Origin of the sequence: Salmonella sp. SJTUF14076 (assembly GCF_015534835.1) — a bacterium.
GTDB classification, from domain to species: Bacteria; Pseudomonadota; Gammaproteobacteria; order Enterobacterales; family Enterobacteriaceae; genus Salmonella; species Salmonella enterica.
This window is the reverse complement of sequence record NZ_CP064674.1, coordinates 1,663,678-1,687,296: the sequence shown is the minus strand read 5'-3', so window position 1 is coordinate 1,687,296 and position 23,619 is coordinate 1,663,678. Positions and strand designations below refer to the sequence as shown.

Sequence of the window (23,619 nt, the reverse complement as noted above, 5' to 3'; positions counted from 1 at the left end):
GCTGTCAGTTAAACGGTTGTAAGTCGACGCGCGCCATCATTGCGGCCAACTGAGGACGATCGGTAATACCCACATTGCTCTGGCTGACCGCCAGCGCGGCAACCGCCGTCGCCAGACGCAGCGTATGTTCGCTGGACTCGCGCATCAGCAGGCCGTAAATCAATCCGCCAACCATGGAATCGCCTGCGCCGACGGTACTTACCACGTCAACCGCCGGTGGTTTAGCGATCCATTCTCCTGAGGCGTTAACCCACAGCGCGCCTTCCGCTCCCAGCGAAATCACCACATGGGCGATACCCTGTTCGCGTAACGCGTGCGCCGCATCAATCACATCTTTCATTTCCGGGAGCTTACGACCCGCCCAAATTTCCAGTTCGCGGCGATTCGGTTTCACCAGCCACGGCGCAGCTTTAAGACCGGCGACTAACGCTTCACGGCTACTATCAAAGATAATGCATGGACACTGGCTGCGTAGACGCGTCATCCAGTCGGTGAACGCTTCCGGGCTCACGCCAGCCGGTAAGCTACCGCTGACGCAGACCATATCGAACTGACCCAGCCAGCTCAGGGAGTCGTTAACAAAGCGTTCCCAGTCTGCGGGAGTCACGTCAAAGCCGGAAAAGTTGAAGTCGGTCACTTCGCCATCTTTTTCCGTCAGCTTCACGTTGATGCGGGTCCGGCCCTGAACCACCTGAAAGCGGTTAGCGATGCCCAGTTCGCTGAACAATTGCTGAAAACCGTCCTGGTTATCTTTACCGAGAAAACCGCCGACGGTGACGTCGATGCCTAAGTCTTTTAGCACCTTGGCAACGTTAATGCCTTTGCCCGCCGCGTGCAGACCCGTGGTTTTCACCAGGTTCACTTCGCCGCGTTCGATTTCAGGGCAAAACCCAACCAGATCGTAAGCCGGATTAAGGGTAATGGTGGCGACACGCCTGCTCATTATGCGCCCTCCCCGAGACCGGCGGCGATCGCATCGCCAATCGCTTTCAGCGCCTGTTCAGCATCTTCACCCTGCGCGGTAAAGCGCAGACGATGGCCTTTCTTCACGCCTAACGCCACCACTTTCATCAGACTACGTCCGTTTGCCGGTTTGCCGGTTCCATCAAGGTTTGTCACGGTAATTTCACTGTTAAATTGTTTAATCGTATTCACCAGCATGGTGCCCGGACGGGCATGGAGACCATGCTCATTACGCACTACAAATTCCGCGCTCAGTACGTCATCCGTCAGCGCATCATCACTGGTCAGCAACGCCAGCAGCGTCGCGGCGTCGGCGCTCAGCAGACGATCGGCTTTATTGTTCAGCAACAGGTCGCCGAGGCGTTTTAGCACGGCAATCGGCTGCTCGTCGTTCATCGCGACAGTGACTAATAAGGCTGCTTTTTCACCCTCTACGTCAAACGGCTGGGTCGCACGGCTTACCGCAACAGCGCTGCGCAAATTGCCTTCCGCGCTGTCGTTCAGCCAGATGCCTTGTCCCAGATTCATCGGACTATCGTTAATCGTTTTTGCGACGAACGCCGCATCAACCGCTCCCGCCTCTTTCAGACGCGCCGCATTTAGCGCCTGCAATGTGACCAGCGAGCTGGCGATGACATCCAGCGTCATCGTCTCGTTATCAAGTTTTAATTGTTCACTTTGCTTCTCGCCCATCAGCAATGCGCGCAGCTCTTCCGCCGTTGCCGCGGATTTCAGCTGTTCAGCCACGGAGTCATCGCTCAGCACATGCGTCAGCTGACGCAGCAGGCCGAGGTGTTCGTCCGAACTGGCGGCAATACCAATCGCCACGTAGGCGACCTGGCCTTCTCCCCAGGTAACGCCCTGCGGAAATTGAAAGACCTGGACGCCGGTTTTCAGCACCTGATCGCGCGTGTCTGTTGTGCCATGGGGAATCGCAATACCATTGCCAAGAAAGGTCGAGGTTTGCTGTTCGCGCGCCAGCATACCGTCAACATAGCCGCCCGCCACATTCCCCGCCTGCGCTAACGCGGCGGCGATTTGCCGAATGGCCTCTTCTTTATTTCCGGCCTGCTCGCCCGGATGAATGTCCTGAACCGATAACTGGAACATGTGTCTCCTCTCCTGCTGAATTGAAACGATTCAGCCACTATGAGAAAAAAAGCGCCAATCTGAGTTATCAAAAAAACCAGATCGCGCTGAAACGTTTCAAGAAGTCTGGATCTTTCTGCTTCAGCACGCAAGAAAAGTTACCAGTTTTGTAGCAATTTTTTGAGGTGAAGCACATTTTTTCTCCAACAGTCCCTCAATAGCTGACGCATAAAAGGCTTCAGCTTTTTTCTTTCAGCTTGCGTCAGCACGCCCTGGTAACAAACTGGAATGCTATTTTGATTTTTCGTGTCGATTTTGATTCAGACGCCTGTTTATTTTCTGACGGGCAGCGTAAACTCCGCCTCTCTTCACACCACTGATATAGAAACATGCACAACAGTCCCGCCGCCGCTGCGCCCAAATCGTTTGACCTGACGTCTACCGCCTTTTTGATCGTCGCTTTTCTCACCGGTATTGCCGGTGCGCTACAGACGCCGACGCTCAGTATTTTTCTGACGGATGAGGTTCACGCCCGCCCCGGCATGGTGGGATTCTTTTTTACCGGCAGCGCGGTTATCGGCATTATCGTGAGCCAGTTTCTGGCGGGTCGCTCAGATAAAAAAGGCGATCGCAAAAAACTGATCGTTTTCTGTTGCGTGCTGGGCATGTTGGCCTGCGTGTTGTTTGCCTGGAACCGCAACTACTTTATTTTGCTGTTCATCGGCGTCTTTCTCAGTAGCTTCGGCTCTACCGCCAACCCGCAGATGTTTGCGCTGGCCCGAGAACATGCCGATCGTACAGGTCGTGAAGCGGTGATGTTCAGCTCAATCCTCCGCGCCCAGGTCTCGTTGGCCTGGGTCATTGGGCCGCCGCTGGCCTATGCGCTGGCGATGGGTTTTAGCTTTACGGTGATGTATTTGAGCGCGGCGGTAGCTTTTATCGTCTGCGGCGTCATGGTGTGGTTCTTTTTACCGTCAATGCGCAAAGATGCGCCGCTGGCGACCGGCACGCTGGAAGCACCGCGTCGTAATCGCCGCGATACGCTGTTGCTGTTTGTCATCTGTACGTTAATGTGGGGAACTAACAGCCTGTATATCATTAATATGCCGCTGTTTATCATCAATGAGCTGCATCTTCCGGAAAAACTTGCAGGCGTGATGATGGGCACCGCCGCCGGGCTGGAGATTCCCACAATGCTGATTGCAGGTTACTTCGCCAAACGGCTGGGAAAACGCCTGTTAATGTGCATCGCCGTTGTCGCCGGACTGTGCTTTTATGCGGGTATGTTGCTGGCGCACGCGCCGGCGACGTTGCTCGGCTTGCAGTTGCTGAACGCGATTTACATCGGCATTCTTGGCGGGATTGGCATGCTCTATTTTCAGGATCTCATGCCAGGCCAGGCGGGTTCAGCCACCACGCTGTATACCAATACCATTCGCGTCGGCTGGATCATTGCCGGTTCGCTGGCGGGAATCGCCGCAGAAATCTGGAATTACCATGCGGTCTTCTGGTTTGCGTTAGTCATGATTGTCGCCACCATGTTCTGCCTGGCGCGTATTAAAGATGTTTAACTTGCAAGCCTGATACTTTTACTCTTCGACACATTTCAGCGCAGAGTTTATCTCTGCGCAATGTTCATGCGCGGTCATTCATTGTCTTTTTCTCAATACGATATTCTGTTAGCGCCCTCCTACATAAAAGACCGGTTATTGAGAAAATTACGCCCATCAGTCCGCAAAGGACCAACACCAGCCGCATCTTATATTTTGGTGTAACAGCAACATCTATCACTTCAATGTTAGCATTATTTTTAACCGCCTCCGACAACAATGATAGCTTTGCATATGTTTCCGTTTGTAACATATTTTTATGCACGCTATAACGTTTAATGTCACCGTCATCGATATACCATGCTGCCATTTTATCGACACTATTTTTCAGGGTGGAAATAATATTATTGACCCTTTCTTCCCTCCCCTGTGCCTTAAAAAGGACAAGCTGTTTTTTCGCGTCAAAACTTATTTTATTTTTATATTCCGCAGGCAAGAAACGGCTAAACTGGTTAAGGATAACCGTTGTTTTACATTGAATATCATTAGTATAGCCACATAACGCATAGGTAGCAGGCGTATCCAGATTAGGTTTGATTGTCATACTCACAACCTTTGTATCATGCTGCACGCTCACAAAAACATAGCCAATGGCGACAAAAATAAAGGTAGCGATCACGATACTTAGCCATTTTCTTATAAGGAATAAGGAAACGTCGACTAAATCAATTTCACTATTTTCTCCCCGCATTTCACATACCTTTTAAAACGCTAATAGTCAACCCGAATACTGAAATAACAAAAAGCAACACCAGCGTAAAAATAAACGCCCTGGCTGCGAACGTATATTTCTTCATAAGATAAAACCCACACATAAGAATTCGAGTATTTTAAAGGAAAATAACAACACATTCACACTGGTTATATCGATCGGTAAATACATCAATGATAGATATAAACTATCAAATTCATGATATCGATCGTTATAAATAATTAAAATCGATCAAAATTCCTCTTTTTAATAGATAAAAACTATCATATAAATAAAATTGATCGTTTTTGTTTTATTTGACGGTTTGTTCGGTACACGTTCAGGCACCAACGGGGTTGAGCGGCGACATCTACCGCTTCAGAAGCCACGAAATAAGGGAAGCATGTATTACGCTATTTAATGGTAAAAGGAGGTAATTTGAGGCGCAGCTTTTGCAGACTATTTCGGGATATAACGTAAGCCCCTGCACATTTATCAAAAGCGGCTTAGCTCATGGTAAGGTTTTCTGTTCGAGTTCCAGCAAATAAATAATGGCCTCTTCCCGGGTCGTTAAACACATGTCCCCTGTCGGTTGCAAACCAGAGCACACTTTTGGGCGTAAAGGCGAGCCAAAGATAAGGCACAAGTTATCTTCCGAAAGCTGCACGCATCTGGTATTCATCGGCTTGCCATTCGGCATTCCGGGTATCGGCGACGAAATTGAAGGCGCAATACAGCAAGCGCCACAACCGCTACGACAGTCCATGCTCAGCCCTCTATTTATAACCAAATGAAAGATAACAGAATTTGTCCAAAGAAAAATCCAGATTTAAAATGTAGACGTCATCATGATCAGGCCTGCCCTCAGACATTCCGAAGACAAGGCTGGAAACAGAAGGGACAACACAGCACACTTCCCCCCTCCGGGCGACGTGCCATCGCGTATTCTCGTTGAACGCGGAGCGGAAAGCGGGCGAACAGTATCACCTTTTTTGCACCAGCAAAAGTGACAATTCCACTTGCCTGGACGGCCCGGCGCGAGTAGTTTTACGCGATATTTTAGATAATCTCTACAACAGGATCTCCTCGATGCCAAGAGCGAACGAAATCAAAAAAGGTATGGTACTGAACTACAACGGCAAATTGCTGATTGTGAAAGATATCGACATTCAGTCACCTACCGCCCGTGGCGCCGCCACACTGTATAAAATGCGTTTTTCCGATGTCCGCACCGGTCTGAAAGTGGAAGAACGTTTCAAAGGCGACGATATCGTTGATACCGTCACCCTGAGCCGTCGCGGCGTTGACTTTTCTTATGTCGATGGAAACGAATATGTGTTCATGGATAAAGAAGACTATACGCCGTATACCTTCACCAAAGATCAGATTGAAGAAGAGTTGCTGTTTATGCCTGAAGGCGGAATGCCGGATATGCAGGTTCTGACCTGGGACGGCCAACTGCTGGCGCTAGAGCTTCCGCAGACCGTGGATCTGGAAATCGTCGAAACCGCGCCGGGTATTAAAGGAGCGTCCGCCAGCGCACGTAACAAACCCGCGACATTAAGCACCGGTCTGGTGATTCAGGTTCCCGAATACCTGAGCGCAGGTGAGAAAATCCGCATTCATATCGAAGAGCGCCGTTATATGGGGCGCGCGGATTAAGTTTCACATTTTTCGGCTGCGCCCCAGGGCGCAGTCTGACCCTTTTCTTTATTGACTGTTCTGCGCCCGGAAAGAGAAACGTTAAAAATTTAACATTTTCTGCTCTTAAGATGGCAGAAGCACGACTTCGTCAACTCAGAGCTTCTCTTTTTCACGTTTATTCGCCAGGATTATTAAAGTTGTTATGTTGTATCAATATTCTGGAGCTGACGTGACCAAAACCAATCTTATTACTGGATTTCTCGGTAGCGGAAAAACCACCTCTATCCTTCATTTATTAGCTCATAAAGATCCGGCTGAAAAGTGGGCCGTCCTGGTCAATGAATTTGGCGAAGTGGGTATTGACGGCGCACTGCTTGCCGACAGCGGCGCACTGCTAAAAGAGATCCCCGGCGGCTGCATGTGCTGCGTCAACGGATTGCCTATGCAGGTAGGGCTCAACACGCTGCTACGCCAGGGCAAACCTGATCGGTTGCTGATTGAACCAACCGGACTGGGGCACCCAAAACAGATTCTGGATTTATTAACTGCGCCGGTTTATGAGCCGTGGATTGATTTACGCGCTACGCTCTGCATCCTTGACCCTCGCCTGCTACTGGACCAACAGAGCGTCGCCAATGAAAATTTCCGCGATCAGCTCGCCTCAGCCGATATTATCATCGCCAATAAGACCGATCGCGCCACGGCACAGAGCGATGCCGCCCTGCAACAGTGGTGGCGACAGTACGGCGGCGATCGTCAACTGATTCATGCCGAACATGGACAGATAGACGGTAAGCTTCTTGATTTACCACGACAAAATCTGGCGGAACTGCCGGCCAGCGCCGCGCATTCTCACACTCATGCCAGTAAAAAAGGACTCGCCGCGCTAAATCTGCCCGCCCAGCAGCGCTGGCGACGCAGCCTCAATAGCGGACAGGGTCATCAGGCCTGCGGCTGGATTTTCGATGCCGATACCGTGTTTGACACCATTGGCCTACTCGAATGGGCGCGTCTGGCGCCGGTGGGCCGGGTGAAAGGCGTTATGCGCATACAAGAGGGGCTGGTACGCATCAATCGCCAGGGCGATGACCTGCACATCGAAACACAGAGTGTCGCGCCGCCGGATAGCCGGGTTGAACTTATCTCAAACACAGAAACCGACTGGAATACGTTACAGACGGCCTTGTTGAAGCTTCGTTTAGCGACGCACGCGTAAGGTTGCCACCGTTTAAAAACTATGGCGAAATGACGATGAAAACCCGCTATTCCTTGATAATTCTGCTTAATGCCGCCGGTCTGGCGCTGTTTTTGTCATGGTATCTTCCCGTCAATCACGGTTTCTGGTTCACCATTGATTCCGGCATATTCCACTTCTTTAACCAGAAACTGGTGGAAAGCCACGCGTTCCTCTGGTGGGTCGCTATTACCAATAATCGGGCGTTTGACGGCTGTTCGCTGCTGGCGATGGGCGGACTGATGCTCAGTTTCTGGCTAAAAGAAGACGCGTCGGGCCGGCGGCGCATTGTGATAATCGGATTGGTCATGCTGCTAACAGCGGTGGTGCTTAACCAACTCGGTCAGGCGCTGATCCCCGTCAAGCGCGCCAGCCCAACGCTCTCTTTTGAGCATATTTATCGCGTCAGCGAGTTGCTGCATATCCCGACAAAAGACGCGTCAAAAGACAGTTTCCCAGGCGATCACGGTATGATGCTGCTGATATTTTCCGCCTTTATGCTGCGTTATTTCGGCAAAACTGCGGGGATTATCGCCCTTATTATATTTGTGGTTTTCGCGTTTCCGCGCGTTATGATTGGCGCTCACTGGTTCACCGATATTGTGGTCGGGTCGCTCACGGTTATTTTGATTGGCCTCCCCTGGTGGCTGATGACCCCGCTCAGCGACCGGGCGATAGCGCTTTTTGAGAATTATCTCCCGGGCAGAAATAAACAAATTTTAAATAAATAACCTATGTAATTAACATTACCTTCAGCGATAGTTTTACATCGTTGAAGGTAATTTATGATGATATTTCCCCAGCCCATCATTTTTCGGTCATATTATTCCTCTTCAAAATGAACAGGTTGCACGATTTTTAAACGATTTGCGCTTAATTTGACCCGTGCTGATAGTTCACTTTTCGTATCATAAATTCTTATAAAAAATCACGCGAAATCGCTCGCAATGACAGCAACAATCGGGTAATCTCAAACTCGTTTTGCCTCGCCAGATAATTATTCTCATTGCGAATAAATTTGTGCGTTCCGCCACAGATTTGTGCACAAAGAATTGTCTCAAGCTGTGCAGGTAATTAGTCTCATCACGTTTGGCATTTTTATAACGATATTTATCGTTAAGGACTTCAAGGGAAAACAAACAACATGGTCAAATCTCAACCGATTTTGAGATATATTTTGCGCGGGATTCCTGCGATTGCAGTTGCGGTTCTGCTTTCTGCTTGTAGCACAACCACCAATACCGCAAAGAATATGCATTCTGAGACGCATGCTGTGGGCAATAGCGATAGCTCTTCACTGCAAGCCTCTCAGGATGAATTTGAAAATATGGTGCGTAACCTTGACGTTAAGTCGCGGATTATGGATCAGTATGCTGACTGGAAAGGCGTGCGTTACCGCCTGGGCGGCAGCACCAAGAAAGGCGTCGACTGTTCCAGCTTTGTACAGCGCACCTTCCGTGAACAGTTTGGTTTAGAGCTTCCGCGTTCAACCTATGAACAGCAGGAAATGGGCAAAGCGGTTTCACGCAATAACCTGCGTACGGGCGATCTGGTTCTGTTCCGCGCCGGTTCCACTGGTCGTCATGTCGGTATTTATATCGGCAATAACCAGTTTGTCCATGCGTCTACCAGTAGCGGCGTCATTATCTCCAGTATGAACGAACCGTACTGGAAAAAACGCTACAATGAAGCGCGTCGAGTTCTGAGCCGCAGTTAATCTTCATCAGGCAGCACCTCCCTTGGCTTACCTGATGAGACGACATAAAAAGCACTGCTTCGGCAGTGCTTTTGCTTATTATCCCTTCTGAACCCGTTTTGCCGAATAGCGACGTGTCGCCTCTTATCCAGCCTACAACACACGAACATAGGCCTGATAAACATAGCGCCATCAGACATTCAGGTCGTTTCCGCCAACGACTACTGCGACAATACGCTTTCCTGCGCATCACAGAAAAGCATGACTATCCGGGGTAATCCAGGCTATAGTCTTATAAATCAACCAGTTTAACCGGCATCCGCCTTTTCAGGTCACACCAGGAATTATGCTTACACGCGACTCCTCTTCCGGTCGGAAAATCCTGCTTACCTGTATCATTACGGGGATAGCGGCAGCATTACTTATTGGTAGCCTGCAATTTTTCCTGTCGTGGCATAAACGGGATGTTAAATACAATACGCTCCTTTCTGATGTACAACATTACCTGGCCAGCTATTTCGCCGACCTGAAAGCCACCACCGATATTCTTCAGCCGTTGACGATCAACACCTGCAAGCAGGTTGGCGCAGAACTCACCTCAAGAGCCGCTTTTAGCCTTAATGTCCGCGCCTTCTTATTGATTAAAGATAAAAAAGTGTTCTGCTCTTCCGCCACTGGCGCCATGAATATGCCGCTTCAGCAACTGGTACCGGATATAGATATCCGCAAAGACGTTGCTATGGCGATTCTGCCCGGCACGCCAATGATGCCCAACAAACCGACAATGGTGATTTGGTATCGAAACCCATTATTAAATGACAGCGGCGTATTCACATCGCTGAATATTAACCTGACGCCCTACTTACTCTATACCACGCGCCAGGACGATTTTAACGGCATCGCGCTGATTGTCGGCAATACCGCGCTGTCGACCTTTTCTTCGCGTCTGCTGACCGTCGCGGAGCTGCCGGGCACGCCTTCACGACAGGCAACTATCAACGGCCTGCCGCTTAAAATACAGCTTTATGCCGATAGCTGGACCTACAATGACTTGTGGTATGCGTTGATGCTGGGCTGCATTAGCGGCATCGTAGCAGGGTTTATCTGTTACTTTATCTATGCCCTCCGGACGCGACCGGGCAAAGAGATTTTAACGGCGATCAAACACGAGCAGTTTTATGTGGTTTATCAGCCCGTCGTCGATACTCGTACGCTGAGCGTCACCGGGCTTGAAGTCTTACTGCGCTGGCGTCACCCTACGGCAGGAGAGATTCCGCCGGATGCCTTTATCCACTATGCCGAAGCGCAGCAACTTATCGTACCGTTAACGCAGCATCTGTTCGAGCTGATCGCCCGCGACGCGCCCACGTTACAGAAGGTGATGCCCGTCGGTGCCAAATTTGGCATTAACATCGCGCCGGAACATCTGCACAGCGACAGTTTTAAAGAGGATATGCACCGGCTCAGGGACGCCCTGCCCGCGCACCATTTTCATATCGTGCTGGAAATCACTGAACGCGATATGCTTCAGCAGTATGAAGCGGCCAAACTGTTCGAATGGCTGCATTCCGCCGGGTTTGAAATCGCTATAGATGATTTCGGTACAGGCCATAGCGCCCTGATTTATCTGGAGCGATTTACTTTAGATTATCTGAAAATCGATCGCGGCTTTATCCAGGCGATCGGCACGGAAACTGTCACGTCGCCGGTTCTGGATACCGTGCTGACGCTCTCCAGACGCCTGAATATGCTGACGGTGGCCGAGGGCGTTGAAACGCCGGAGCAGGCTCGTTGGCTACGCGATCACGGTGTTAATTACTTGCAGGGATACTGGATTAGCCGTCCTTTACCCCTTAAAGATTTCGTGCTGTGGATGTCGGCGCCTTCTGTGCCTGAATGGTAGTCCCCTTACGGTTTTAACGGATTCACATCAGACGCAACGTCACTTATTATTCAGCGAAACGCCTGCCGGTTTGCCGCGGGCAATACGATAAGGAAACCGCCTTCAGATGATTGCGCGCGTAATGCTTCTGCTTGTCGCACTGGTTAGCGCTGGCGCCCAGGCCCAGGAAATCAAAGAAAGCTACGCTTTCGCCGTACTCGGCGAACCTAAGTATGCTTTTAACTTTGATCACTTTGATTATGTGAATCCTGCTGCGCCGAAAGGCGGTCAGATGACGCTTTCCGCCATTGGTACGTTCGATAATTTCAATCGCTACTCGCTGCGCGGCAATCCCGGCGTACGTACCGAAGCCCTTTACGATACGCTTTTTACCACTTCGGATGATGAACCCGGAAGCTATTACCCGCTGATTGCCGACCATGCCCGCTATGCCGCCGACTATTCCTGGGTGGAAATCTCGATTAATCCCCGCGCTCGTTTTCACGATGGCACGCCCATTACCGCCCGCGATGTGGCCTTTACCTTTCATAAGTTTATGACCGAAGGCGTACCGCAGTTCCGTCTGGTCTATAAAGGTACTACCGTGAAGGCGATTGCGCCTTTAACCGTGCGAATTGAGCTGGCGAAGCCTGGTAAAGAAGACATGCTTAGTCTGTTTTCATTACCGATCATGCCCGAAAAATTCTGGAAAAATCACAAACTTAGCGATCCGCTTTCAACGCCGCCCTTAGCCAGCGGGCCATACCGGATTACTCAGTGGAAAATGGGCCAGTACATTGTCTATTCACGCGTCAAAAACTACTGGGCGGCTAATCTGCCGGTCAATCGTGGACGTTTTAACCTCGACACTATCCGCTACGATTACTACCTTGATGACAATGTCGCTTTCGAGGCGTTTAAAGCGGGCGCATTTGATCTACGGCTGGAAAACGACGCTAAAAACTGGGCAACGCGCTACATCGGTAAAAATTTCGATAATCATTACATCATTAAAGAAGAGCAGAAAAACGAGTCGGCGCAGGACACACGCTGGCTGGCCTTTAACATTCAGCGCCCGGTATTTAAAGACCGGCGGGTACGTGAAGCCGTCACCCTGGCCTTCGATTTTGAGTGGATGAATAAAGCGCTGTTCTATAATGCCTGGAGCCGAACCAACAGTTACTTCCAGAATACCGAGTACGCCGCCAGAAATTATCCTGACGCCGATGAGCTGGTATTACTCGCGCCGATGAAAAAAGATCTTCCTCCTGAAGTCTTCACTCAGATCTATCAGCCGCCGGTCTCTAACGGCGACGGCTACGATCGCGAAAATCTTCTTAAAGCTGACGCCTTGTTGACGCAGGCCGGATGGGTGATCAACGGACAGCAACGGGTCAATAGCGTCACCGGTAAGCCCCTGACGTTTGAACTTCTCCTTCCTGCCAGCAGTAATAGCCAGTGGGTTCTGCCCTTCCAGCATAATCTTCAGCGTCTGGGCATTACGATGACTATCCGTCAGGTTGATAATTCTCAGCTCACCAACCGGATGCGCAGCCGCGACTATGACATGATGCCGAGGCTATGGCGGGCGATGCCCTGGCCCAGCTCCGATCTACAAATCTCATGGGCGTCGGAATACATTGACTCCAGTTATAACGCTCCCGGCGTACAAAGCCCGGTCGTGGATAAACTGATCGCGCAAATTATCGCAGCGCAGGGTGATAAAGCGAAACTGGTGCCGCTGGGACGGGCGCTGGATCGCGTGCTGACCTGGAACTATTACATGCTGCCGATGTGGTATATGGCGCAAGACAGGCTCGCCTGGTGGGATAAATTCTCCCATCCGGCGATTCGCCCGGTATATACCATCGGGTTAGATACCTGGTGGTATGATGTCAACAAAGCCGCCAAACTACCGGCAGCCAGGAGGTAGTAAGAATCAATGGGCGCCTATCTTATCCGCCGTCTGTTACTGGTGATCCCCACGCTATGGGCCATTATTACCATTAACTTTTTTATCGTGCAGATCGCTCCCGGCGGCCCTGTCGATCAGGCGATTGCCGCGATTGAATTTGGCCAGGGCGGCGCGTTGCCCGGCGCCAGCGGCGAAGGCGTTCGCGCCAGTCATGCGCAAACCGGCGTCGGCAATATCAGCGACAGCCATTATCGCGGCGGCCGGGGACTCGATCCGGAGGTGATCGCGGAGATCACCCATCGCTACGGCTTCGACAAACCGCTGCATGAGCGTTATTTCAAGATGCTACGGGACTATCTCTCTTTTGACTTCGGCGACAGTCTGTTTCGCAGCGCATCCGTACTAACGCTGATCAAAGATAGCCTTCCCGTCTCCATTACCCTGGGATTATGGAGCACGCTGATTATTTATCTGGTGTCTATCCCGCTGGGGATCCGCAAAGCCGTCCATAACGGCAGTCGCTTTGATGTGTGGAGCAGCGCGTTTATCATTATTGGTTATGCGATCCCCGCCTTTCTGTTCGCTATTTTATTAATCGTCTTTTTTGCCGGCGGCAGCTACTACGATATCTTTCCGCTACGTGGCCTGGTCTCCGCCAACTTTGACACGTTACCGTGGTACCAGAAAATCACCGATTATTTGTGGCATATTACGCTACCGGTGTTGGCGACCGTCATCGGCGGTTTTGCCGCCCTGACGATGCTGACGAAAAATTCGTTTCTCGACGAGGTGCGTAAACAGTATGTCGTTACCGCTCGCGCTAAAGGCGTGAGTGAAAAAAACATTCTCTGGAAACATGTTTTTCGTAACGCCATGCTGCTGGTGATCGCCGGGTTTCCCGCCACTTTTATCAGTATGTTTTTCACCGGCTCGTTGCTAATTGAAGTCATGTTCTCGCTCAACGGCCTGGGGCTGCTGGGTTATGAAGCAACCGTTTCGCGCGACTATCCGGTGATGTTCGGCACGCTTTATATCTTTACCCTGATTGGCTTATTACTGAATATCCTGAGCGATATCAGCTATACGCTGGTCGATCCACGCATTGATTTTGAGGGACGATAATGCCGCGATTAAGCCCGGTCAATCAGGCCCGCTGGGCGCGTTTCCGCCATAATCGCCGGGGCTACTGGTCACTATGGATTTTCCTGGTCGTGTTCAGCCTGAGCTTATGCGCGGAACTGATTGCTAACGATAAGCCATTGCTGGTGCGCTATGAAGGCCAGTGGTATTTTCCGCTGGTAAAAAATTACAGCGAGCGCGATTTCGGCGGCCCGCTGGCGACAACGGCAGATTATCAGGACCCCTGGCTACAACGGCAGCTTGAGAATCGGGGCTGGGTGTTGTGGGCCCCCGTACGCTTTGGCGCCAATACCATTAATTTTGCCACCACGCAGCCTTTCCCCTCCCCGCCTTCGGCGAAAAACTGGCTGGGCACCGATGCGAATGGCGGCGACGTTTTCGCCCGCATCCTGTACGGCACCCGCATTTCTATTTTATTCGGTCTGATGTTAACGATTTGCTCCAGCGTCATGGGCGTACTGGCGGGCGCGCTACAGGGCTATTATGGCGGCAAAGTCGATTTATGGGGGCAACGTCTCATCGAAGTCTGGTCGGGGATGCCGACCCTGTTTCTGATTATTTTACTTTCCAGCGTAGTGCAGCCTAACTTCTGGTGGCTGCTGGCCATAACCGTGTTGTTTGGCTGGATGAGTCTGGTGGGCGTAGTGCGCGCCGAGTTTTTACGGACCCGCAATTTTGACTATATCCGCGCCGCGCAGGCGCTTGGCGTCAGCGATCGGGACATTATCCTGCGCCATATGTTGCCTAATGCGATGGTCGCTACTCTGACATTTTTACCGTTCATTTTATGTAGCTCCATCACCACCCTGACGTCGCTGGATTTTCTGGGATTCGGTCTGCCGCTTGGCTCCCCTTCTCTCGGCGAACTTCTTTTACAGGGGAAAAACAACTTACAGGCTCCCTGGCTGGGGATCGCCGCCTTTCTGTCTGTCGCCATTCTGCTATCGCTGCTGATTTTTATCGGCGAAGCGGTACGCGACGCCTTTGATCCTGCTAAGGCGGTATAAGATGACATCTCCATTGCTTGCGATTGAAAATTTATCGGTAGGTTTCCGTCAGCAACAGCACGTACGTCCTGTCGTTAACGCCATTTCGTTACAGGTGAACGCCGGGGAAACGCTGGCGCTGGTCGGCGAGTCCGGGTCAGGAAAAAGCGTGACGGCGCTTTCCATTCTGCGTCTTTTGCCTACCCCTCCCGCCGTCTACCTCTCCGGCGATATTCGCTTTCACGGCGAATCATTGCTTCATGCCAGCGAGCAGACGCTACGCGGCGTGCGCGGCAATAAAATCGCCATGATTTTTCAGGAACCGATGGTTTCACTTAACCCGCTGCATACGCTGGAAAAACAGCTCTATGAAGTGCTGTCGCTCCATCGGGGAATGCGTCGGGAGGCGGCAAGGGCGGAGATGATCGGTTGTCTGGATCGGGTCGGTATCCGCCAGGCGAGCCAGCGTCTGCGCGATTACCCTCATCAGCTTTCCGGCGGCGAACGCCAGCGCGTCATGATCGCCATGGCGCTGTTAACACGGCCGGAATTACTGATCGCCGATGAGCCGACCACCGCCCTCGACGTCTCCGTACAGGCGCAGATTTTATCTCTACTGCGGGAACTCCAGCGCGAGCTCAATATGGGATTGCTGTTTATCACCCATAACCTCAGCATTGTAAAAAAACTGGCGGATTCAGTGGCGGTAATGCAACACGGCAAGTGCGTAGAGAACCAACGCGCCGACACGCTGCTCTCCGCGCCGACCCATCCATACACGCAAAAACTACTCAACAGCGAACCCACAGGCGATCCGGTTCCGCTCCCCGCCGGGCAGACGCCGTTGCTGGAAGTAGACAGGCTGCGCGTCGCCTTCCCGATCCGCAAAGGCATTCTGAAGCGCGTCGTGGATCATAATGTGGTGGTTAACAATATCAGTTTCACCCTGCATCCAGGCGAAACGCTGGGTCTGGTCGGCGAGTCAGGATCGGGAAAAAGTACCACCGGTCTGGCGCTGTTACGGCTTATCCGCTCCGAAGGCCGCATCGTGTTTGACGGTCAATCACTGGATACGTTAAACCGCCGCCAGCTTTTACCTGTTCGCCACCGTATCCAGGTCGTATTCCAGGATCCGAACTCATCGCTAAACCCGCGTTTAAACGTGTTGCAAATTATCGAAGAAGGCCTGCGCGTCCACCAGCCTACGCTTTCAGGCGCGCAGCGCGAACAGCAGGTGAAAGCGGTCATGATGGAAGTCGGCCTGGACCCGGAAACGCGGCATCGTTACCCCGCTGAGTTTTCCGGCGGCCAGCGTCAACGTATCGCCGTCGCCAGGGCGCTGATTTTAAAACCGTCGCTTATTATTCTGGATGAACCGACCTCATCGCTGGATAAAACCGTTCAGGCGCAGATTCTTGCCCTCCTGAAATCGCTCCAGCAAAAGCACCGTCTGGCCTATATCTTCATTAGCCACGATCTGCATGTAGTACGCGCGCTGTGCCATCAGGTTATCGTGCTGCGACAGGGGGAGGTGGTTGAACAGGGGCAATGCGAGCGCGTGTTTACCGCACCGCAACAAGCGTATACGCGTCAGCTACTCGCGTTAAGCTGACGCCTAAAAAGGATTATTGTTAGAAAAAGGTTCCGCTATCGCCACGCCGAAATTTTTCAGCCGACAGGTGGCGGCAAACTCATCCTGACGATTAACGAACAGGCACGGTTCCCCTTCGCACTCCAGCACGGAGCAAGGAACTTCAATATCGCTTAGCGCCTGGCTGAGCTTATGCATCACTGACCACGCGCTATCGCCTGCCGGACTCAACAGTTTAAGCGCCACCAGACTATTCTCGGTGCTCTGCCCGTTTTGCGGAATCGGTTCAACCTTTGACCCCGCAAAACCCGCCGACCAGCGATAGTTTTGCGGCAGACGGTGAACAATTGAGAGCTGTAATGTATTCACTTTCTTTCCCCGGAAGCACAATTACTTCACAATTTGCTTACATTTATATTAACACATCATTGACAACCCGTCCTTAAACAGATTGCTAACGCCCTTCTCTCCGTCAGTGGCTCTACAGCAAGCGGGAGTTAAAATAGTTTTACCGACGCGGAGATAGCGGCGGGCTATATGTACCCGTTTCTGCGATCTAACTCAACCTTTTTAACTACAATGATGTGACTTTTTACATAAATGGATTTTACATAAAATAAACATAAAGGAGGAAAATGATGAATTGGTAATTGATATACATCAACTATGAAAGCCGTTTGGCTTTGCCATCGTGTAGCGGATAGCGTCCCCCAACGCCGCCTGCGCATTCTTCGGCGCCATTGAGGGACAGCGCGCCCGTCACCGTTTTTTGGGACGGCTGGCGTAGAGATAAAACAGAATGGAACAGGCGGCGCAAAGCGCAATCGACCAAATCATCGGCCACGCACTGGTAAAGGTAGCCAGCGACAGCAACGCGCCGACGATAGCGCCAATACCAAAGCGGAAAGTGCCCGCCAACGAAGACGCCGTTCCGGCCATATGCGGAAACTCATCCAAAATGACCGCCATCGCATTGGACGAAACCATCGACACACAGCCGACAAACGCCGCAACGCCGACCACCAGCGCCCAGAATCCAATGCCCATCAGCGCGCTGAAAACCATCCATACCGCCATCGCAAACTGAATCCATAGCCCGGCCCGAAACATGTTTAGCGCCCCTACCCGTCTGACAAAACGGCTGTTGATAATCGTCATCACAAACAGAAATACGATGTTCAACGCGAAGTAGTAGCCGAAATCCTGCGGCGGAACATGATTAATTTCGATATAGACAAACGGCCCCGCGCTCAAAAAAGAGAACATACCGGCAAAACTGAACCCGCTCGCCAGCATATAGCTCAGTACGCGTTTGTGGCGAAACAACGCGGCAAAGTTACCTATTGTGGTACGAATATGAAAAGGCTGACGCCGCTCAACGGGCAGCGTCTCTTTAATCAGAGCAAAGATCATGACTGACGCCAGAATCGCCGCAATGGCCAGTATCCAGAAGATATAGTGCCAGCTTAACCATACCAACACCCAGCCGCCGACAATGGGCGCCATTAACGGCGCTATCGTAGTGACCAGCATGACAAATGACATCATGCGCGAAAACTCTTCCTTTGGATAAATATCCCGCATCAGCGCATTGATGACGACGCTTGCCGCCGCGGCCGCCAAACCGTGGAAAAAACGCATCACGATCAGTTGATCGATAGTCTGCGCCAACGCACAGGCGACCGCCGCAGCGGCAAATACCAGCGTCCCGCCCAGGATGACCGGCTTACGCCCGAGGCTATCCGCCATCGGTCCATAGATAAGCTGACCCAGCGCAAACCCCAGAATATAGGTGCTGAGCGTCATCTGCGCGCTACCGGCAGGCACGCCGAATTGCGCAGAAATCACCGGCAGCGCTGGAAGATACATATCAATCGACAGCGGCATTAACATGGCCAACAGGCCAAGAATAAAGACAATAGCAAAGGAAGAGTGCTGCCGGGTGGTCACATCGAACTCCTGAATTTAACGAGATAGTTAGCCGACGCTGGCGATTTCTTCTTCAGTCAACGGGCGGTACTCGCCGGGAGCCAGATTCTCATCCAGCGTAATGGCGCCAATCCGTTCGCGGTGCAGTTCCACAACGTGATTGCCTACTGCGGCAAACATCCGCTTCACCTGATGATAACGGCCTTCGCTGATGGTCAGCCGGACCTGCACAGGCGTTATCACCTCCAGCGTAGCGGGTTTAGTGAGATCTTTTTCATTATGCAACTGCACGCCTTTCGCAAATTGCGCTGCCGTATCGTCGGCCACCGGCGACTCCAGGGTCACCAGATAGGTTTTTTCACAGTGATGGCGCGGCGACGTAATGCGGTGCGACCACTGACCGTCATCTGTCATTAACACCAGACCGGTAGTATCGATATCCAGACGTCCTGCGGCATGCAGCTTATACGCCACCGGCTCATCCAGGAAATACAGCACCGTTGGATGATCGGGATCATCGGTTGAACAAACGTATCCCTGCGGCTTGTTAAGCATAAAATAGCGTGGCCCGTGTTGCTGCGCTAAGGGATTGCCGTCATACGCAACCGCATGTTCCGGGAGCAGTTTGAAGGCCGCATTTTTAATGATGTCGCCATCGACGGTAACGCGGTTACCACGAATTTCACGCCCGGCAATAGCGCGGCTGACGCCAAGCTGCTGAGCGATAAATTTATCAAGTCGCATGTGTGTGATTTAGCCTGTAATAATACGGAAATCGGGCATTCTACCCGAAAAAAGGGAATTGCTATCCGCTCAGTATAGCGGGCTAACTATATCCCTCAAGGGAAATGATTCATGGCATACTATTCCCGGAACCGTTTAACGTAGTGAGACCATGATTTTTACACTCCGCCCCTACCAGCAAGAAGCCGTAGACGCCACGCTCAGCCACTTTCGCCGCCACCGTACGCCCGCCGTGATTGTTCTGCCGACCGGCGCAGGTAAAAGCCTGGTGATCGCCGAACTGGCGCGCGTCGCCCGCGGACGGGTACTGGTGCTGGCGCATGTGAAAGAGCTGGTCGCGCAGAACCACGCCAAATATTGCGCGCTGGGGCTGGAAGCGGATATTTTCGCCGCCGGACTCAAACGTAAAGAGAGTCAGGGCAAAGTCGTGTTCGGCAGCGTACAGTCGGTGGCGCGTAATCTTGACGCCTTCCAGGAGGAGTTTTCGCTGTTGATTGTCGATGAATGCCACCGCATCGGTGACGATGAAGACAGTCAGTATCAGCAAATCCTCACTCACCTGAGTAAAGTTAATCCTCACTTACGTCTGCTTGGACTCACCGCCACGCCTTTTCGCCTCGGAAAAGGCTGGATTTATCAATTTCATTATCACGGTATGGTGCGCGGCAACGACAACGCTCTGTTTCGCGACTGTATTTATGAACTGCCGCTGCGCTATATGATTAAACACGGCTATCTGACGCCGCCTGAGCGGCTTGATATGCCAGTGGTCCAATACGATTTCAGTCGCCTGCAGGCCCAAAGCAATGGGCTGTTCAGCGAAGCCGACCTGAACCGCGAGCTGAAAAAGCAGCAGCGGATTACGCCGCACATCATCAGCCAGATTATGGAATTTGCGCAAACGCGCAAAGGCGTGATGATTTTCGCCGCCACGGTCGAACATGCGAAAGAGATTGTCGGTCTGCTTCCGGCGGAAGACGCGGCGCTGATTACCGGCGATACGCCAGGGCCCGAGCGCGATGCGCTGATTGATAATTTCAAGGCGCAGCGTTTTCGCTATCTGGTTAACGTCTCGGTGCTGACCACCGGCTTTGACGCCCCACACGTTGATCTCATCGCGATTCTACGTCCCACCGAGTCAGTTAGTCTTTACCAACAAATTGTCGGGCGTGGTCTGCGCCTTGCGCCGGGAAAGACCGATTGCCTGATTCTTGATTACGCAGGCAACCCGCACGACCTGTATGCCCCGGAGGTCGGTAGCCCGAAGGGAAAAAGCGATAACGTCCCTGTCCAGGTATTTTGCCCGGCCTGCGGCTTTGCCAACACCTTCTGGGGGAAAACCACTGCCGACGGCACGCTGATTGAACACTTTGGCCGTCGCTGCCAGGGCTGGTTTGACGATGACGATGGCCATCGCGAGCAGTGCGATTTTCGCTTTCGCTTCAAAAACTGCCCGCAGTGTAATGCCGAAAACGATATTGCCGCCCGACGCTGCCGGGAATGTGACGCCATTCTGGTCGACCCGGACGATATGTTAAAAGCGGCGCTCAGGCTCAAGGATGCGTTAGTCCTGCGCTGTAGCGGAATGACGATGCAGCATGGGCAGGATGAGAAAGGCGAATGGCTGAAAATCACTTACTATGACGAGGACGGCGCGGATGTCAGTGAGCGCTTCCGCTTGCACACGCCCGCCCAGCGTACCGCTTTCGAACAGCTATTTATTCGCCCGCATACCCGCACGCCCGGCGTTCCTTTACGCTGGATCACGGCGGCGGATATTGTCGCGCAGCAGGCGCTGTTGCGGCATCCCGATTTTGTGGTCGCGCGGATGAAAGGCCAGTGCTGGCAGGTGCGTGAAAAAGTGTTCGACTATGAAGGCCGCTTCCGCCGAGCGCACGAATTACGTGGTTAATTGTACTTTTCATTGATGTAACGGCGATTTGAGTATAGAATCCCGCCCGCCTTTGCATACGCAAAGCAGATCACTTACCTGTTGCTGGGTCGCCTGTAGCAGGAATTATTAAAGAGAGATTTAAATGTTTACTATCAACGCAGAAGTACGTAAAGAGCAGGGTAAGGGTGCGAGCCGCCGCCTGCGCGCCGCTAACAAGTTCCCGGCAATCATCTACGGCGGTTCTGAAGCCCCGATTGCTATCGAACTGGACCACGACCAGGTGATGAACATGCAAGCTAAAGCTGAATTCTACAGCGAAGTTCTGACCCTCGTTGTTGACGGTAAAGAAGTAAAAGTTAAAGCTCAGGCTGTACAGCGTCACGCTTACAAACCGAAGCTGACTCACATCGACTTCGTTCGCGCGTAATCGACTGGAAGTTGAAGAAAAACCCCGCCCCGGCGGGGTTTTTTTATGCGTTTAATTGAATTTGACGACATGCAGAGCAACGAGAACCCACTTTGCTTTTCTGCTTTCTTACACCTCGCCACATTCAATTAGCGCCTCCCCTAATCGAGGATCTGTAGTTTCCGACGCGGTATTCATACCTTTAAGCCGATTGAATAATGCCCGTTGACGAACGCTGGCACTTTCCGGTTTCCATGGCAGAATTCGTATTGGTATCGTTTGCCCATCATTCAACGCATCAAATACCTTTTCATTGGTCAGTAAGTCGCCGCAGCTCCATGTCTTGCTATCAAACTGAAAATCAAATAAGACATGGAGCTCCAGTTCATCTACACGCACTTGACGCTTTGCATTATCGATGCGTATTTCCACCTTCTCTTTATGCGTCAAAGTTGCATCAAGATTGAGTCCATACCGTTTCAACTGCCCCTTGTCGTAATAGTAACGTATGCTGGACCAGGTTGATTTAAAAGCAAATCCAGTAATGAATAAACCACTTAACAAGAACAGCGGGCATATGAACAAGCTCAGTAACCAGTTGGCACCATAAGTATAAAACAGTACCAACGAGAGAACGGTGAACACCATGCCGAGCACCAACATCATCAAAAATGCGACAATGTGCGCATACAAAACCTGCCGAAATAAACTGAAATTAACAGGCGGCTTCTGACGTATTCCTTTACTCACTACGGCGTCCTTTTATGTCGTATGCCTTTATTTCCCGCCCGACGTGCGTCGCTGCAACTGATCGCGCAAATTCGGCGGCGTCCCTTTGATAGTCAGCGTATCGGTCGCCGGGTCCCAGAAAATCCGCTCGCCCAGTAGCATCGCATCAAAGTTAATCGTTAACCCGCCGCCGCTGCCGGCATATTTGGTTAACTGGCGTAGCGTACTGCGATCTGCCGGGAAGCTCTCTTCCAGCTCATAGCCTTTTTCGGCGGTAAATTCGCTGAAGCTGACTTCACTGACGCCGGAAAGCTCTTTAGACAGCGATTCCAGTTCAATCTCTTCCCCGGCTTGTAATTGCTCATTGCAGTAGCTGTACACCTGCTGGCGCACGTTCTGACGTTCTGCTTTATCCAACTGCGCTTCTGCGGTGAAATCATCCACTGCCTGCAACAGGCCGCGATTCTGCGCTTTGGCGTTCAACCCTTCGCTGGCGCCGAGGAAATCCATAAAGAAGTCAGCGACCTTGCGCCCTACACGACCTTTCAGGAACGTCAGGTAGCGGGTCGATTGCGGATTAGTTTCCCACTCGGTAAGATCGATACGCGCCACGATATCCGCATGATTGATATCAAGATAATGCGTCGGGTTAATGTCCAGATTTTCATTGACCCGCATACTGCTCAGGTTGTTCAGTACCGTAACCAGCAGATACTCCACCGCCAGGTAGCGATAATGGCAGAACAATACAATGCCGCCGTCCGCAAAGGGGTATTTCGCCAGTTCGTCACGCAGGCGTCCGGTCGCCGCCCGGCTAAAGGCAAGAAAATCTTCTTCCCCCTGACGTTGCAACCGCAGCGCTTGCGCCAGTTCACTCTCTTCATTAAACAGGCCATACGCCTTATTCTTGGCGCTATAGACCCGATGCAGTTCAGCCACCATCTCGACAACGGTGGTTGTCGGCTCCAGCAATGAATCGCGCAAGACCAGCTCAAGATTTTGCTCATCGCGCTTGATAAGCTGGTGCAGGGCAATCTGGTTGATATCCAGACTCATGATAAACTCTCCTTTAAGACCGGGCGGTATTCAACCACCGCCTGCCGGAAGACGCAAGCAATCGCCCTGTCATTTCAGGCGTTATCCGTAACGCGGATGATTTAGGGGATAAAAATGCAGAAAAAAAACTGTTGCTACGGTAATATGTTGCCCTTTCATGAACAAACAGATTTTGATTTATGCCACAACTCTCCCGCTATAGTGATGAACATGTTGAACAACTGCTGAGCGAACTGCTCAGTGTACTGGAAAAACATAAGGCGCCGACCGATCTTTCCCTGATGGTGCTGGGAAATATGGTCACCAACCTTATCAACACCAGCGTTGCGCCGGCTCAACGCCAGGCGATTGCGAACTCTTTTGCCCGCGCCTTGCAGTCTTCGATTAGCGAAGACAACGCGCACTAAAAAGCCGACTCCG

23 protein-coding genes are annotated in these 23,619 nt (G+C 51.7%); 13 read left to right on the top strand and 10 right to left on the bottom strand.

Annotation, left to right across the window (positions count from 1 at the left end; translation table 11 throughout):
* Positions 1 to 4 precede the first annotated feature (4 nt).
* Positions 5 to 943 (bottom strand): 1-phosphofructokinase, encoded by a 939-nt coding sequence (gene fruK / locus HU143_RS08060; RefSeq protein ID WP_000091249.1) that lies wholly within the window; start codon positions 941 to 943, stop codon positions 5 to 7.
* Positions 943 to 2,073, bottom strand: a complete 1,131-nt coding sequence (fruB, locus tag HU143_RS08055) for a fused PTS fructose transporter subunit IIA/HPr protein (protein WP_023227102.1) — start codon at positions 2,071 to 2,073, stop codon at positions 943 to 945. The genes fruK and fruB overlap by 1 nt, the downstream gene beginning before the upstream one ends.
* Positions 2,074 to 2,441: 368 nt before the next feature.
* Here fruB and setB point away from each other — a divergent pair, with 368 nt between their 5' ends.
* On the top strand, positions 2,442 to 3,623 hold the full coding sequence (gene setB / locus HU143_RS08050) for a sugar efflux transporter SetB (protein ID WP_000551934.1): 1,182 nt from the start codon (positions 2,442 to 2,444) through the stop codon (positions 3,621 to 3,623).
* Between the two features lie 64 nt (positions 3,624 to 3,687).
* Here setB and HU143_RS08045 read toward each other — a convergent pair whose 3' ends face one another.
* The 3 genes from HU143_RS08045 to HU143_RS08035 form a co-directional block, all read right to left on the bottom strand.
* The gene (locus HU143_RS08045) at positions 3,688 to 4,353 is read right to left on the bottom strand and encodes a GNVR domain-containing protein (RefSeq protein WP_023227103.1); all 666 of its coding nucleotides are present in this window, start codon (positions 4,351 to 4,353) and stop codon (positions 3,688 to 3,690) included.
* Position 4,354: 1 nt separating this feature from the next.
* Positions 4,355 to 4,477, bottom strand: a complete 123-nt coding sequence (locus HU143_RS08040; RefSeq protein WP_001519564.1) for a membrane protein — start codon at positions 4,475 to 4,477, stop codon at positions 4,355 to 4,357.
* A 387-nt stretch (positions 4,478 to 4,864) separates the two neighbouring features.
* Positions 4,865 to 5,119, bottom strand: coding sequence for a YkgJ family cysteine cluster protein (locus tag HU143_RS08035; RefSeq protein ID WP_001523448.1), 255 nt, complete (start codon positions 5,117 to 5,119; stop codon positions 4,865 to 4,867).
* A 323-nt stretch (positions 5,120 to 5,442) separates the two neighbouring features.
* On the opposite strand from HU143_RS08035, the gene yeiP reads away from it, so the two are divergent.
* The 9 genes from yeiP (at position 5,443) to yejF (ending at position 16,462) form a co-directional block, all read left to right on the top strand.
* Positions 5,443 to 6,015: an elongation factor P-like protein YeiP gene (gene yeiP / locus HU143_RS08030; protein WP_001136822.1), complete on the top strand. Its 573-nt coding sequence runs from the start codon at positions 5,443 to 5,445 to the stop codon at positions 6,013 to 6,015.
* Between the two features lie 211 nt (positions 6,016 to 6,226).
* Positions 6,227 to 7,213, top strand: coding sequence for a CobW family GTP-binding protein (locus HU143_RS08025; RefSeq protein ID WP_000169350.1), 987 nt, complete (start codon positions 6,227 to 6,229; stop codon positions 7,211 to 7,213).
* A 29-nt stretch (positions 7,214 to 7,242) separates the two neighbouring features.
* A complete protein-coding gene (locus HU143_RS08020) occupies positions 7,243 to 7,962 on the top strand; it encodes a phosphatase PAP2 family protein (protein ID WP_023227104.1) in 720 nt (239 codons plus the stop codon).
* A 413-nt stretch (positions 7,963 to 8,375) separates the two neighbouring features.
* Positions 8,376 to 8,948 (top strand): bifunctional murein DD-endopeptidase/murein LD-carboxypeptidase, encoded by a 573-nt coding sequence (mepS, locus tag HU143_RS08015; protein WP_000241015.1) that lies wholly within the window; start codon positions 8,376 to 8,378, stop codon positions 8,946 to 8,948.
* 325 nt (positions 8,949 to 9,273) lie between these two features.
* Positions 9,274 to 10,830 carry a cyclic di-GMP phosphodiesterase gene (locus HU143_RS08010; RefSeq protein ID WP_023227105.1) on the top strand — a complete coding sequence of 519 codons (1,557 nt, stop codon included), beginning with the start codon at positions 9,274 to 9,276 and terminating at the stop codon, positions 10,828 to 10,830.
* Between the two features lie 106 nt (positions 10,831 to 10,936).
* On the top strand, positions 10,937 to 12,742 hold the full coding sequence (locus HU143_RS08005) for an extracellular solute-binding protein (RefSeq protein ID WP_000561742.1): 1,806 nt from the start codon (positions 10,937 to 10,939) through the stop codon (positions 12,740 to 12,742).
* A 9-nt stretch (positions 12,743 to 12,751) separates the two neighbouring features.
* Entirely contained in the window at positions 12,752 to 13,846 is a 1,095-nt protein-coding gene (locus tag HU143_RS08000; protein WP_000501623.1) for a microcin C ABC transporter permease YejB, read from the top strand.
* Positions 13,846 to 14,871 carry an ABC transporter permease gene (locus HU143_RS07995; RefSeq protein WP_001137761.1) on the top strand — a complete coding sequence of 342 codons (1,026 nt, stop codon included), beginning with the start codon at positions 13,846 to 13,848 and terminating at the stop codon, positions 14,869 to 14,871. The genes HU143_RS08000 and HU143_RS07995 overlap by 1 nt, the downstream gene beginning before the upstream one ends.
* A gap of 1 nt (position 14,872) precedes the next feature.
* Positions 14,873 to 16,462 (top strand): microcin C ABC transporter ATP-binding protein YejF, encoded by a 1,590-nt coding sequence (yejF, locus tag HU143_RS07990; protein WP_000203619.1) that lies wholly within the window; start codon positions 14,873 to 14,875, stop codon positions 16,460 to 16,462.
* Positions 16,463 to 16,465: 3 nt separating this feature from the next.
* Here the strand turns inward: yejF and HU143_RS07985 are convergent, their stop codons facing one another.
* The 3 genes from HU143_RS07985 to rsuA form a co-directional block, all read right to left on the bottom strand.
* Positions 16,466 to 16,810 carry a YejG family protein gene (locus HU143_RS07985; RefSeq protein ID WP_001094639.1) on the bottom strand — a complete coding sequence of 115 codons (345 nt, stop codon included), beginning with the start codon at positions 16,808 to 16,810 and terminating at the stop codon, positions 16,466 to 16,468.
* A 390-nt stretch (positions 16,811 to 17,200) separates the two neighbouring features.
* A complete protein-coding gene (locus HU143_RS07980; RefSeq protein ID WP_000213349.1) occupies positions 17,201 to 18,391 on the bottom strand; it encodes a Bcr/CflA family multidrug efflux MFS transporter in 1,191 nt (396 codons plus the stop codon).
* Positions 18,392 to 18,418: 27 nt separating this feature from the next.
* Positions 18,419 to 19,114 (bottom strand): 16S rRNA pseudouridine(516) synthase RsuA, encoded by a 696-nt coding sequence (rsuA, locus tag HU143_RS07975; protein ID WP_001234835.1) that lies wholly within the window; start codon positions 19,112 to 19,114, stop codon positions 18,419 to 18,421.
* Positions 19,115 to 19,265: 151 nt separating this feature from the next.
* On the opposite strand from rsuA, the gene HU143_RS07970 reads away from it, so the two are divergent.
* Entirely contained in the window at positions 19,266 to 21,026 is a 1,761-nt protein-coding gene (locus tag HU143_RS07970) for a DEAD/DEAH box helicase (protein WP_023227106.1), read from the top strand.
* Between the two features lie 124 nt (positions 21,027 to 21,150).
* Positions 21,151 to 21,435, top strand: coding sequence for a 50S ribosomal protein L25 (gene rplY, locus HU143_RS07965; RefSeq protein WP_000494192.1), 285 nt, complete (start codon positions 21,151 to 21,153; stop codon positions 21,433 to 21,435).
* A 108-nt stretch (positions 21,436 to 21,543) separates the two neighbouring features.
* Here rplY and HU143_RS07960 read toward each other — a convergent pair whose 3' ends face one another.
* Positions 21,544 to 22,164 carry a hypothetical protein gene (locus tag HU143_RS07960; RefSeq protein WP_000033432.1) on the bottom strand — a complete coding sequence of 207 codons (621 nt, stop codon included), beginning with the start codon at positions 22,162 to 22,164 and terminating at the stop codon, positions 21,544 to 21,546.
* A 27-nt stretch (positions 22,165 to 22,191) separates the two neighbouring features.
* Positions 22,192 to 23,199, bottom strand: a complete 1,008-nt coding sequence (gene yejK / locus HU143_RS07955) for a nucleoid-associated protein YejK (RefSeq protein WP_000050806.1) — start codon at positions 23,197 to 23,199, stop codon at positions 22,192 to 22,194.
* 179 nt (positions 23,200 to 23,378) lie between these two features.
* Here yejK and HU143_RS07950 point away from each other — a divergent pair, with 179 nt between their 5' ends.
* The gene (locus tag HU143_RS07950; RefSeq protein ID WP_001135904.1) at positions 23,379 to 23,606 is read left to right on the top strand and encodes a YejL family protein; all 228 of its coding nucleotides are present in this window, start codon (positions 23,379 to 23,381) and stop codon (positions 23,604 to 23,606) included.
* Positions 23,607 to 23,619 lie beyond the last annotated feature (13 nt).